At 44.1% G+C, this 13,524-nt stretch carries 11 protein-coding genes and 2 tRNA genes; all 13 read left to right on the forward strand.

The annotated features are described in order from the left end of the window. Nucleotides 1–48: 48 nt before the first annotated feature. The 13 genes from folP (at nt 49) to nlpI (ending at nt 13,524) form a co-directional block, all read left to right on the forward strand. Nucleotides 49–885, forward strand: a complete 837-nt coding sequence (gene folP, locus ACIPUA_RS15865) for a dihydropteroate synthase (protein ID WP_071548692.1) — start codon at nt 49–51, stop codon at nt 883–885. Nucleotides 886–889: 4 nt separating this feature from the next. Next, the gene (gene glmM / locus ACIPUA_RS15870) at nt 890–2,227 is read left to right on the forward strand and encodes a phosphoglucosamine mutase (RefSeq protein ID WP_048605844.1); all 1,338 of its coding nucleotides are present in this window, start codon (nt 890–892) and stop codon (nt 2,225–2,227) included. A gap of 218 nt (nt 2,228–2,445) precedes the next feature. Then, complete coding sequence (gene secG / locus ACIPUA_RS15875; RefSeq protein WP_042845742.1) at nt 2,446–2,790, forward strand: preprotein translocase subunit SecG; 345 nt, start codon at nt 2,446–2,448, stop codon at nt 2,788–2,790. Between the two features lie 116 nt (nt 2,791–2,906). After that, nucleotides 2,907–2,996 (forward strand) — tRNA-Leu (locus tag ACIPUA_RS15880). Between the two features lie 58 nt (nt 2,997–3,054). After that, nucleotides 3,055–3,131 (forward strand) — tRNA-Met (locus ACIPUA_RS15885). 251 nt (nt 3,132–3,382) lie between these two features. Beyond that, nucleotides 3,383–3,835, forward strand: a complete 453-nt coding sequence (gene rimP / locus ACIPUA_RS15890; protein WP_042845961.1) for a ribosome maturation factor RimP — start codon at nt 3,383–3,385, stop codon at nt 3,833–3,835. Nucleotides 3,836–3,858: 23 nt separating this feature from the next. After that, nucleotides 3,859–5,367 (forward strand): transcription termination factor NusA, encoded by a 1,509-nt coding sequence (nusA, locus tag ACIPUA_RS15895; RefSeq protein WP_042845741.1) that lies wholly within the window; start codon nt 3,859–3,861, stop codon nt 5,365–5,367. 23 nt (nt 5,368–5,390) lie between these two features. After that, nucleotides 5,391–8,129: a translation initiation factor IF-2 gene (gene infB / locus ACIPUA_RS15900; RefSeq protein WP_042845740.1), complete on the forward strand. Its 2,739-nt coding sequence runs from the start codon at nt 5,391–5,393 to the stop codon at nt 8,127–8,129. A gap of 111 nt (nt 8,130–8,240) precedes the next feature. Further along, nucleotides 8,241–8,651, forward strand: a complete 411-nt coding sequence (rbfA, locus tag ACIPUA_RS15905; RefSeq protein ID WP_042845738.1) for a 30S ribosome-binding factor RbfA — start codon at nt 8,241–8,243, stop codon at nt 8,649–8,651. After that, nucleotides 8,651–9,604, forward strand: coding sequence for a tRNA pseudouridine(55) synthase TruB (truB, locus tag ACIPUA_RS15910; RefSeq protein WP_042845737.1), 954 nt, complete (start codon nt 8,651–8,653; stop codon nt 9,602–9,604). The genes rbfA and truB overlap by 1 nt, the downstream gene beginning before the upstream one ends. A 112-nt stretch (nt 9,605–9,716) precedes the next feature. Further along, on the forward strand, nt 9,717–9,986 hold the full coding sequence (gene rpsO / locus ACIPUA_RS15915) for a 30S ribosomal protein S15 (RefSeq protein ID WP_004905890.1): 270 nt from the start codon (nt 9,717–9,719) through the stop codon (nt 9,984–9,986). A 399-nt stretch (nt 9,987–10,385) separates the two neighbouring features. Then, nucleotides 10,386–12,509 (forward strand): polyribonucleotide nucleotidyltransferase, encoded by a 2,124-nt coding sequence (gene pnp, locus ACIPUA_RS15920; protein WP_048605846.1) that lies wholly within the window; start codon nt 10,386–10,388, stop codon nt 12,507–12,509. Between the two features lie 97 nt (nt 12,510–12,606). After that, on the forward strand, nt 12,607–13,524 hold the full coding sequence (nlpI, locus tag ACIPUA_RS15925; RefSeq protein WP_225833090.1) for a lipoprotein NlpI: 918 nt from the start codon (nt 12,607–12,609) through the stop codon (nt 13,522–13,524).

Consider the following 13,524-nt stretch of genomic DNA (forward strand, 5'->3'; position numbering starts at 1 on the left):
ATCGAGAGCCCCAGTTCGCTGGGGTTTTTTTCGTTAAGGAAAATAACAATGCAAATCAAAGCGAGAGGCAGTGTCCTTGATTTATCCACACCGCAAGTGATGGGGATTCTGAATGTTACTCCTGATTCGTTCTCAGATGGTGGCACTCATAATCGTTATCATGATGCATTAGAGCATGTAGCTAGGATGGTGCAAGAAGGGGCAACCATTATCGATATTGGTGGTGAGTCAACTCGTCCTGGGGCAGCTGAAGTTTCTGTTAGCGAAGAACTTGATAGGGTGATCCCTGTAGTAGAGGCTATTGCCCAACGTTTTGATGTGTGGATTTCTGTTGACACTTCGAAAGCGCAAGTGATGTCTGAAGCGGCAAAGGCAGGGATGCATATGATTAATGATATTCGCTCACTTCATGAGCCGGAAGCATTAGATGTTGCTGCTCAAACTGGGTTACCTGTGTGTATTATGCACATGCAAGGCCAGCCACGAACAATGCAAGCCGCCCCAAATTATGAGAATGTTGTGCGCGAAGTTAAAGACTATCTAGAGGCCGAAATTGCACGTTGTGTGAATGCTGGAATCGATAGGCAGCAAATTATCCTTGATCCAGGCTTTGGGTTTGGTAAAAACTTGTCGCATAATTATCAATTATTGGCAAACTTAGAACAATTTCATAATTTCGGACTACCGCTATTGGCAGGTATGTCACGTAAATCTATGATTGGGCAATTATTGAATGTTCCACCTCAAGAGCGTCTCGCAGGCAGCCTTACTTGCGCAGTTATTGCTGCAATGCAAGGAGCGCACATCATTCGAGTTCATGATGTCAAAGAAACAGTGCAAGCGATGCAAGTGGTACAGATGACTCTGTCAGAAAAGGAAAAGTAAGCGTATGAGTGAGCGTAAATATTTTGGTACCGATGGTATCCGTGGCAAAGTGGGTGATAGCCCAATTACTCCTGACTTCGTTTTAAAATTAGGTTGGGCAGCAGGGAAAGTCCTTGCGCGTCATGGCTCACGTAAAATTATTATCGGTAAGGATACGCGTATTTCTGGTTATATGCTGGAGTCTTCTCTAGAAGCTGGGCTAGCGGCCGCTGGGCTATCAGCATCTTTTACAGGGCCAATGCCGACGCCAGCGGTGGCTTATTTAACACGTACTTTCCGCGCTGAAGCGGGGATCGTTATTTCCGCTTCCCATAACCCTTATTATGATAATGGCATCAAATTCTTTTCAATTGATGGGACTAAGTTACCTGATGAAGTCGAAGAAGCCATTGAAGCTGAAATGGAAAAACCGATCACTTGTGTCGAATCAGCAGAATTGGGTCGCGCTAATCGGATTGTAGACGCTGCTGGGCGTTATATTGAGTTCTGTAAAGGGACGTTCCCAAATGAGCAAAGCTTATCCAGCCTAAAAATCGTTATTGACTGTGCTAATGGTGCGACTTATCACATTGCCCCCAATGTATTTCGTGAGTTAGGTGCGGAAGTCATTACTATTGGTTGTGACCCGAATGGGATCAACATCAATGAAGAATGCGGCGCTACTGATGTTCGACAACTACAACAAAAAGTATTAGAAGAAAAAGCAGACGTCGGCCTAGCGTTTGATGGTGATGGTGACCGTATTATCATGGTTGACCATATGGGCGAAAAAGTGGATGGCGACCAAATCTTATTTATTGTCGCTAGAGAAGCTCTACGCCAAGGTCAATTAAAAGGCGGGGTAATCGGTACATTAATGAGCAATATGGGCTTAGAAATAGCCCTGAAACAGTTAGGCATTCCATTTGAACGAGCTAAAGTGGGTGACCGCTATGTGCTCGAAAAATTACAGGAAAAAGGCTGGCGCATGGGCGCGGAAAACTCAGGCCATGTAATTTTACTGGATAAAACCACCACGGGTGACGGTATTGTTGCTGGCCTACAAGTTTTGAGCGCTATGGTACGTAACCATATGAGTTTGCATGACTTATGTAGTGGTATGAAATTATTACCTCAAGTGCTGGTTAATGTTCGGTTCAAAGGCACACACGACCCTCTACAAAATGAGGGGGTTATTGCTGCTAATGAAGAAGTTGAAAAGCAACTGGCAGGTAAAGGCCGCGTGTTACTCAGAAAATCGGGTACAGAGCCGTTAATTCGTGTCATGGTTGAAGGCGAAAATGAAGCGGATGTAACTGCAATGGCGAATCGTATTGCGGATGCAGTTAAAGCCGCAGGTTGATTGTAATAAATAAAGCTGAGCAATATTTCGAAAATTTGTTGTTTTTTTCCGCAAATAATCGATAGAGTTTAAAATAGACTTGCTTGTCGGCTCAGCTTTGGGTAGTATTCGCACCTGCTCAATCCTGTAAGAGTGTCCTTTTGCGGGGAATTGGGCGGGTGTGCAGTGATAAAGGTCATAGCATTAGGCTATGCACCGTAACTGAATAGGTAACTCAAATGTACATAGCTCTTTTAATTATTTTCCTGCTAGCAGCTATCGGGCTTATTGCTCTGATTATGTTACAGCAAGGTAAAGGTGCTGACATGGGTGCATCATTCGGTGCGGGTGCTTCTGCAACACTGTTTGGCTCATCGGGTTCAGGTAACTTCATGACTCGTATGACTGGAATCTTGGCTGCTGTGTTTTTCATCATCAGTTTAATACTTGGCAATATGACTGCAAATAAGTATGGAACTGGTAGTGGTAGTAAGTGGGAAAACATTAGTGAACCTGCGAAAGTCGAGCAACCAACAGACGTGCCGGCAGCACCAGCTACACCAACGAGCGATATTCCTCGTTAAGTGTTAAAGATTCCGAATGAAGGCAGTTATTGTCATCATTAAGTAGTAAGCTCAGAAATGAGCAAGAAGTTAAAAATTTGAGGTTATTGATTTTAAATTGATAACCTCGCCTCAGTGCCGAGGTGGTGAAATTGGTATACACGCTACCTTGAGGTGGTAGTGCCTACAAAACGGGCGTACGGGTTCAAGTCCCGTCCTCGGCACCATTATTTTGATAGCTTGTAGTTTACGAGTTATCAGTGTAGAATATGTCACGTTTTCGAACGCGGGATGGAGCAGCTTGGTAGCTCGTCGGGCTCATAACCCGAAGGTCGTCGGTTCAAATCCGGCTCCCGCAACCATTTCTTATTCAACATACCTTGTCAGTATCGTAGTCAGAGTTGTTGTCAGATGTAGCAATCAAGTGTAGTTATCTAATAGCTCCCAAAATTTCTCATCGATTTCTCTAGACTTTGCAGGTATAATAAGAATATGGTGAACCCGTGCACTACAGGGTCCAGTTGCATAAAGCCCCGAATTTCGGGGTTTTTTGTTATTTGACAATCGAATTAACTGGGCTTTTATAGCCCTTTTTTTATGTCTGGGGGTGGGCTTGTCCACATTAGAACAGCAATTAACAGAGATGATTTCAGCACCTGTGGAGGCGCTAGGCTTTGAATTTGTTGGCTTAGAGTTTGTCCGTGGTCGCACATCGACACTGCGTGTCTTCATTGATAGTGAAGAAGGCATCACTGTTGACGATTGTGCTGATGTCAGCCATCAGGTTAGTGCAGTATTGGATGTCGAAGATCCAATTTCTGTTATTTATAACCTTGAAATATCGTCACCTGGGCTTGAGCGCCCATTATTCACAGTCGCTCATTACGAGCGTTTTGTTGGTGAAGAGGTGGCGTTAACTTTGCGTATAGCAATGCAGAACCGCCGTAAATGGCAAGGAATTATCAAAGCCGTAGACGGTGAAATGATTACGGTTACTGTAGATGGTAAGGATGAGGTGTTCGCCCTCGGCAACATCCAGAAAGCTAACTTGGTACCCCACTTTTAATAAAGTTCAATGAGGCAACTAGGATGAATAAAGAAATTCTGGCTGTTGTAGAAGCGGTTTCTAACGAAAAATCCCTCCCTCGTGAAAAAATCTTCGAGGCTCTGGAAACGGCATTAGCGACGGCAACCAAAAAGAAATATGAGCAAGAAATCGATGTTCGTGTTGAGATTGACCGTAAATCCGGTGATTTTGATACGTTCCGTCGTTGGTTAATTGTCGATGAAGTGACAATGCCAACTCGCGAAATCACATTAGAAGCAGCGCAATACGAAGACCCTGCACTGCAACTAGGTGAGTATGTTGAAGATCAGATCGAATCTGTTGTGTTTGACCGCATTACAACACAAACTGCAAAACAAGTTATTGTTCAGAAAGTTCGTGAAGCTGAACGTGCTATGGTTGTTGACCAATTCCGTGAGCAACAAGGCGAAATTATCACTGCTCAAGTGAAGAAAGTTAACCGTGAAAACATCACGTTAGACTTAGGTAATAACGCTGAAGCGGTTATTCTGCGTGAAGATATGTTGCCACGTGAAAACTTCCGCCCAGGTGACCGCATACGCGGAGTCCTGTATGATGTCCGTCCTGAAGCTCGCGGCGCACAACTTTTTGTTACGCGTTCTCGCCCGGAAATGTTGGTTGAATTATTCCGCATTGAAGTGCCTGAAATTGGCGAAGAAATTATTGAAATTAAAGCCGCTGCGCGTGATCCAGGTTCTCGTGCAAAAATCGCTGTAAAAACTAACGATAAACGTATCGACCCAGTTGGTGCTTGTGTTGGTATGCGTGGTGCGCGAGTTCAAGCCGTTTCTAGTGAGTTAGGCGGCGAGAGAATCGATATTGTGTTATGGGATGATAACCCAGCTCAGTTCGTTATTAATGCAATGGCTCCGGCTGATGTTGCATCTATCGTCGTCGATGAAGACAAATGCACGATGGATGTTGCCGTAGAAAGCAGTAACTTGGCACAAGCAATAGGGCGTAACGGTCAAAACGTTCGTCTAGCTGCTCAGTTGCTGAAAAAACACCGTGGTGATGACAAATGGGAACTGAATGTCATGACCGCAGAAGAGCTAAATGCAAAACATCAGGCAGAAGCACATGCTTCTATTGATACATTCACCAAGCATCTTGATATTGATGAAGAGTTCGCCACTGCACTTGTTGAAGAAGGCTTCTCTACGTTAGAAGAACTGGCTTACGTGCCTATTAATGAACTTCTGGAAATTGACGGTCTTGATGAAGATACCGTTGAAGTTCTACGTGAAAGAGCGAAAGCTGCCCTCACCACAATTGAGTTGGCTCAAAAAGAGAGCCTAGGTGATAATCAGCCAGCAGAAGATTTGTTGAATCTTGACGGTATGGATCGTACTCTTGCCTATAACTTGGCTACTCGTGGAATCTGTACACTGGAAGATCTTGCTGAGCAGGGCATCGACGACCTGATTGATATTGAAGGTCTGGATGATGAGAAAGCAGGTACGCTCATCATGGCCGCACGTAATATTTGCTGGTTCGGTAACGATGCGTAAACACTGTAGCAGGAAGGAACGGCATGACAGAAACTGTAAAAACATTGGCAACGGAAATTCAAATCACAGTTGATCGCCTGGTACAGCAATTTGCTGAAGCAGGGATCAAAAAAAGTGAGAATGACTCTGTTAGCCAGTCAGAAAAAGAAGCTTTACTGAACCACCTAAACCGCGAACAAGGCGGGGCGGCGGGTCAGCCAAGTAAGTTAACACTACAACGTAAAACTCGTAGTACGTTGAGTGTTCCGGTCACCGGTGGCAAAAGCAAATCGGTAAATGTTGAAGTCCGCAAAAAACGCACTTATGTGAACCGTGACGCTGAAGAAGCGAAAGCGGAAGAGCAGGCACAGCGTGAAGCGGAAGAGCAGGCACAGCGCGAAGCTGAAGAACTGGCACAACGTGAAGCACAAGCTAAGCGATTAGCAGAAGAAGCTGCAAAACGCGAAGCAGAAGCAAACGCAAAACGTGATGCCGAAGATAAAGCAAAACGTGAAGCAGCAGATAAAGCTACGCGCGAAGCAGCGGAAAGAGAAAAAGTGAAACCAAGCGAAAATCATCAAAAAGCAGGCAAATCGTCTGAAACTAATGCCGACAAACAACGCCGTGAAGCTGAAGCTGCAGAGCTAAAACGCAAAGCTGAAGAAGAAACTCAACGTAAAGTTGAAGCAGAAGCGCGTCGTGTTGCTGAAGAAGCCCGTAAAATGGCTGAAGAAAATGGCGAAAAATGGACGGCTGAAACTAAAACTGAAGAAGACAGCGATTATCATACAACCACTTCTACGCACGCTCGTGCCGCTGAAGATGAAAATGATGCGAAAGAAGAAGGCCGTCGTTCTCGTAACCGTACCGCTAAAGCACCTCGCCAGAAAAAAGGTAACAAGCTTTCAGAGAAAGCTGATCGCGAAGAAGAGCGTGCAGCAGGTCGTTCAGGTCGTACTAAAGGTAAACAACGTAAAGGCAGTTCCTTACAGCAAAGCTTTACTAAGCCAGCTGCTGCGGTAAACCGCGATGTTATCATTGGTGAAACGATCACTGTAGGCGAACTTGCTAATAAAATGGCGGTTAAAGGCTCTCAAGTCATCAAAACAATGATGAAGATGGGCGCTATGGCGACTATCAACCAAGTGATTGACCAAGAAACTGCACAGCTTGTTGCAGAAGAAATGGGTCACAAAGTTATTCTGCGTCGTGAAAATGAGCTAGAAGAAGCGGTAATGAATGACCGTGATACAGGCTCTGCATTACAAGAACCACGCGCACCAGTTGTGACTATTATGGGTCACGTTGACCATGGTAAAACGTCTTTACTTGACTACATTCGTTCAACGAAAGTGGCATCAGGTGAAGCCGGTGGTATTACTCAGCATATCGGTGCGTACCACGTACAGACCGATAAAGGTATGATTACCTTCTTAGATACCCCAGGTCACGCCGCGTTTACCTCTATGCGTGCTCGTGGAGCACAAGCAACGGATATCGTAATCCTTGTTGTTGCTGCCGATGATGGTGTTATGCCACAAACAATTGAAGCTATTCAGCATGCGAAAGCAGCGGGTGTACCAATTGTGGTTGCAGTCAACAAAATCGATAAGCCAGAAGCTGATCCAGACCGCGTCAGAAATGAGTTATCTCAATACGGTGTTATTTCCGAAGATTGGGGTGGTGATACTCAGTTCATTAGCGTATCAGCTAAGAAAGGTACAGGTATTGATGACCTACTGGATGCTATCTTACTGCAAGCTGAGGTTTTAGAACTGAAAGCAGTTTATGCAGGAATGGCAAGCGGTGTTGTTGTTGAATCCTACTTAGACAAAGGTCGTGGCCCAGTGGCAACTATCTTAGTTCAAGAAGGTACACTGAACAAAGGCGATATCGTCTTATGTGGGTTTGAATATGGCCGTATTCGTGCAATGCGTAACGAATTAGGTAAAGAAGTTCAATCTGCAGGCCCTTCTATGCCAGTTGAAATTTTGGGGCTATCAAGCGTCCCATCTGCTGGTGATGAAGCGACAGTAGTTCGTGATGAGAAAAAAGCCCGTGAAGTTGCTCTATATCGTCAAGGTAAATTCCGCGATGTTAAATTAGCGCGCCAGCAGAAATCTAAACTGGAAAACATGTTTGCGAACATGGAAGAAGGTAAAGTTTCTGAACTGAATATCGTGCTGAAAACTGACGTTCAAGGTACTTGTGAAGCGATCACTGACTCTCTGATGAAACTGTCAACTGATGAAGTTAAAATTAAAATCATCGGTTCTGGCGTTGGTGGTATCACTGAGACAGATGCAACATTGGCAGCGGCATCAAATGCTATCATTCTTGGCTTTAACGTCCGTGCAGATGCATCTGCGCGTCGTGTCATTGAAAGTGAAAGCGTTGATTTACGTTACTATTCCGTTATCTATAGCTTGATTGATGAAATCAAACAAGCAATGAGCGGTATGTTGGCACCTGAATACAAACAACAAATCATTGGTCTTGCAGAAGTCCGCGATGTATTTAAATCACCGAAATTTGGTGCTGTTGCAGGTTGTATGGTTACAGAAGGTACCATCAAGCGTAATAACCCAATTCGTGTACTGCGTGACAACGTGGTTATCTACGAAGGTGAGTTAGAGTCTCTGCGTCGCTTTAAAGATGATGTTGCTGAAGTTCGTAACGGCATGGAATGTGGTATCGGTGTTAAGAACTACAACGATGTTCGTGTCGGCGATATGATTGAAGTCTTCGAAGTTATTGAAGTTAAGCGTTCGATCGACGGTTAATTTTATAGATACCCGTAATATCACTTTGTTATAAAGCGAAGCGGGTAAATATCTTCATACTTTATTTTCCATTGGGGGGCTTAGCCCCCCAATTTGTCAGGAGATAGAACAATGGCAAGAGAATTCAGTCGTTCTCAGCGCGTTGCACAAGAAATGCAAAAAGAAATTGCAATCATTTTGCAACGTGAAGTGAAGGATCCTCGCATTGGTATGGCAACGGTTTCTGGTGTTGAACTGTCTAGGGACTTGGCATACGGTAAAGTATTCGTTACGTTTTTAAATATCTCTCATGAAGAACATGAGTCTGATATGGTAAAAGAAGGCATTAAAGCGCTGAATGAAGCTTCAGGTTTTATTCGTTCTTTATTAGGTAAAGCCATGCGCTTACGTGTTATTCCTGAACTGACATTCTCTTATGATAGTTCTTTGGTTGATGGTATGCGTATGTCTAACCTCGTTTCGAATGTCATTCGCGATGATGAAAAACGTCGTGCTGATGCAGATGATAAAGAGGAAAAATAATGGGGCGTCGTCGTAGCGGCCGTGATATCGACGGTGTAGTGCTGCTGGATAAACCTACGGATATTTCTTCTAATGATGCGCTGCAAAAAGTGCGGCGCTTTTTTAATGCTAATAAAGCTGGGCATACAGGGGCGCTTGATCCGTTAGCAACAGGTATGTTGCCCGTTTGCCTTGGTGAAGCAACGAAGTTTTCCCAATTTTTACTCGATTCAGATAAGCGTTATCGTGTAGTAGCTCGTTTAGGTCAACGTACTGATACATCGGATTCTCATGGCGAAATCATCAGCGAGCGTAACGTTGAGTTTACGCCGCAACAGTTAGATGACGCCTTAGCGTTTTTCCGAGGCGATACACTGCAAGTACCTTCGATGTATTCCGCATTAAAACACCAAGGTCGTCCATTGTATGAATATGCACGTAAAGGGATTACGGTTGAGCGTGAAGCCCGCCCAATTACTGTGTATGAACTACAGTTTATTCGTTTAGAAAATAATGAGTTAGAACTGGAAATTCATTGCTCGAAAGGGACTTATATTCGTACTATTGTTGATGATTTAGGCGAAATGTTAGGCTGTGGCGCTCATGTGATTTATCTACGGCGTATTCAAGTCGCTAATTACCCATATGAGCGCATGGTAACATTAGAGCAATTAGCCGCTTTGCGGGCACAAGTAGATGCAGGAGAAGGTTCTTTTGAATCATTACTGGATAGCTTGTTATTGCCAATGGATACCGCAGTTGTTCATTTTCCAGCTATCAATATTACTGAAGAAACAGCGGCTTACTTTAAACAGGGTCAACCTGTTAGGGCGAATGTTGAAGGTCTCATTGAAGGGGACATGGTCCGAGTGACTTGCGGTGAAGAGCAGCGTTTTATCGGTATTGCTCTGATTAGCGAAGATGGCCGTGTGGCACCAAAGCGTTTGGTTGTGGAAAATGAACAATCCGCATAGTGGCGCTTATTGCTTTGCTGTTATAAGCAGCGTAGAATAGCGGCGCTTAATCTTGAGATGCTAAATTAGAGATTGGCTCTCATCACTTACATTAATCATTTTGGAGTTTATTATGTCTCTAAGTAATGAAGCGAAAGCTAAAATCGTTGCTGAGTTCGGCCGCGGTGAAAATGACACTGGTTCAAGCGAAGTACAAATCGCTCTGCTGACTGCACAAATCAACCATCTGCAAAGCCACTTTGCAGAGCACAAAAAAGATCACCACAGCCGTCGTGGTCTGTTGCGTATGGTTGCACAACGCCGTCGCTTACAAGCTTACTTGAAAGGTAAAGATATCGCACGCTACACTGCTCTGATTGAGCGTTTAGGTCTGCGCCGCTAATCTTACTCTAGATAATTCCAGTGGCGGCTAGGCGGCCAATGAGTGAGTGGCTAGGAATGTACATCAGTATGTGACTAGTACGAGTGAGTGTAGTCAACAACGTTGCAACTTGAAGTATAACGAGTAGAGTCAGTTTCAGAGAAAAGGGGCCACAGGCCCCTTTTCTTCTAAAAGTTATTTTGAAAGTTGAAGTAATACTCGAATTGTTCTTAACTTAAATGTTAAGCTATGGTTTGTAATTAGTTGTTTTAATAATGCCTCTTCGCTACATCCGATTCGCGCGGCTAATGAGAACATTGATGACTTGAATATCAATCTTCTCATTAGTCGCGAGGCTGTAGGAAGAATAAGCCAATGCTATCCGAGATGCTCAGATAGCCTTACAAAAAGGGTAATATTGTGTTAAATCCTATTGTTCGTAAATTCCAATATGGTCAACATACCGTTACGATTGAAACGGGAATGATGGCGCGTCAAGCGACAGCCGCTGTTATGGTTAACATGGATGACACTGCGGTATTTGTTACTGCGGTTGCTCAGAAGAAAGTTAAAGAAGGTCAAGATTTCTTCCCTTTAACTGTTAACTATCAAGAACGTACATACGCAGCAGGCCGTATCCCAGGGAGTTTCTTCCGTCGTGAAGGTCGTCCTGGTGAAGGCGAAACGTTAATCGCACGCTTAATTGACCGTCCACTGCGCCCTCTGTTCCCAGAAGGTTTTTTAAACGAAATTCAAATCATTGCTACAGTTGTGTCTGTTAACCCACAAGTTAACCCTGACATCGTTGCGATGATCGGTGCATCTGCAGCTCTTGCGCTGTCTGGCACGCCATTTAATGGCCCAATCGGTGCTGCTCGTGTTGGTTTTATCAATGACCAATATGTTCTTAACCCAACAGCTGATGAGCTGAAAAACAGCCGTTTAGATTTAGTGGTTGCAGGTACCAATAACGCGGTCTTAATGGTTGAATCTGAAGCTGACTTGTTAAGCGAAGAACAAATGTTAGGTGCGGTCGTATTTGGCCACGACCAACAACAAATTGTTATTCAAAACATCAATGAGTTGGTCAAAGAAGCAGGTAAAGAAAAATGGGATTGGCAGCCAGAGCCAGTTAACCAAGCATTAAATGACCGCATTGCGGCATTAGCAGAAAGCCGTATGGGTGATGCTTACCGCATTACTGAGAAACAAGAACGTTACGCGCAAGTTGATTTAATCAAAGATGAAGTCATTGCTACATTAGTCGCTGAAGATGAAAACGTTGATGTTTCTGAAGTTGCTGATATTTTAGGTAACTTAGAAAAACAAGTTGTACGTAGCCGTGTTATCCGTGGTGAACCTCGTATTGACGGTCGTGAAAAAGACATGGTTCGTGCACTTGATGTGCGTACCGGTGTTCTGCCACGTACTCATGGGTCTGCATTGTTCACACGTGGTGAAACTCAGGCACTGGTAACTGCAACTTTAGGTACAGAGCGTGATGCACAGGTTATCGACCAGCTAATGGGCGAATACACTGACCGTTTCTTATTCCATTATAACTTCCCTCCATACTCTGTTGGTGAAACTGGTATGGTAGGTTCACCGAAACGTCGTGAAATTGGTCATGGTCGTTTAGCGAAACGTGGTGTGTTAGCTGTAATGCCAGATCACGCAGATTTCCCATATACTGTCCGTGTTGTATCTGAAATTACTGAATCTAACGGTTCATCATCTATGGCTTCTGTCTGTGGCGCTTCACTCGCATTAATGGATGCAGGTGTGCCAATTAAAGCTGCTGTTGCTGGTATTGCAATGGGGCTGGTGAAAGAAGGTGACGATTTTGTTGTCCTATCTGACATTTTAGGTGATGAAGACCACTTAGGTGATATGGACTTTAAAGTTGCCGGTAGCCGTGATGGTATCAGTGCACTGCAAATGGATATCAAAATCGAAGGGATTACCAGCGAAATTATGCAGGTTGCTCTGAACCAAGCGAAAGGCGCACGTTTGCACATCTTGGGGACGATGGAACAAGCTATTAATGGTCCTCGCGAAGAAATCTCTGAATTTGCACCACGTATCTATACGATTCGTATCAATCCAGACAAAATTAAAGATGTCATCGGTAAAGGTGGTTCTGTCATCCGTGCATTAACGGAAGAAACAGGCACTACGATTGAAATCGAAGATGATGGTACAGTGAAAATTGCTGCAACTGATGGTATCAAGGCGAAAGAAGCCATTCGCCGTATTGAAGATATTACTGCTGAAGTTGAAGTTGGTCGTATTTACCCAGGTAAAGTGACTCGTATCGTTGACTTTGGTGCATTCGTTGCTATTGGTGGCGGTAAAGAAGGTCTAGTACACATTTCTCAAATCGCAGATAAGCGTGTTGAGAAAGTGACTGATTATCTGCAAATGGGTCAAGAAGTCCCAGTTAAGGTATTAGAAATCGACCGTCAAGGCCGTATCCGCCTTAGCATGAAAGAAGCGGTAGCAACTGAGGAACCAAGTTCGCAACCTCAGGACTCAGCAGAATAAGTTGACCTAGCTGCGCTCTATTTGTTTAGAGCGCTATCAGCCTAAATTTGCTGAAACCATAATTTGTTGTAAATGCGTGGTAATGTAAGGGCGGAGTATGTTGAACAGTATCTGTCTTCGGGTAAGAGATTATCGCACGTTACCGCGTGTGCTCTTGGCGCTTATCTTTTTTGTTATTATTGGATGTAGCAGCAAAGATTGGCGAAAGAACGAGGTTTTTGCCGTTCCACTTCAACCTTCATTGCAACAAGAAGTGATATTGGCTCGTATGGAACAAATCCTTGCGAGCCGGTCTTTAACCGATGACGAATACGCACAGCTTTTATATGAGCGCGGTGTGTTGTATGATAGTCTAGGTTTAAGGGCGCTGGCGCGTAATGATTTTTCAACTGCGTTAGCCATACGTCCTGATATTCCTGAAGTTTTTAATTTTTTAGGGATATATTTTACGCAGGCAGGGAACTATGATGCTGCCTATGAAGCGTTTGATTCTGTTTTAGAGCTTGATCCAACTTACAATTTCGCGCGGATGAATCGTGGCATCGCTTTATATTACGGTGAACGGTACAAACTAGCGCAGGATGATCTGCTGGCGTATTATCAGATAGATCCAAATGATCCTTTTCGTGTTTTATGGCTTTATCTTGTAGAAAAAGACATAGACCCGCGTACGGCACAAGATAATCTTGCTGCTCGTTACAACCAAGCGGAGAAAGGGCAATGGGGCTGGAATATCGTAGAATTCTATCTTGGCAATATCAATGAAACAACATTGATGGAGCGTTTGAAAGAAACGTCTACGGATAACACTTCGCTCGCTGAGCATCTCAGTGAAACTAACTTCTATTTAGGTAAGCATTACCTAAGTCTGGGGGATAAGAATAGCGCAGTTGCGTTATTCAAACTGACGGTAGCTAACAACGCTCACAGCTTTGTTGAACACCGCTATGCATTGTTGGAATTGGCGCTGTTAGGCCAAGAACAAGACGACCTTTTAGAATCGGGCCAGCAATAG

The sequence above is a fragment of the Providencia sp. AGC89 genome (assembly GCF_053543535.1).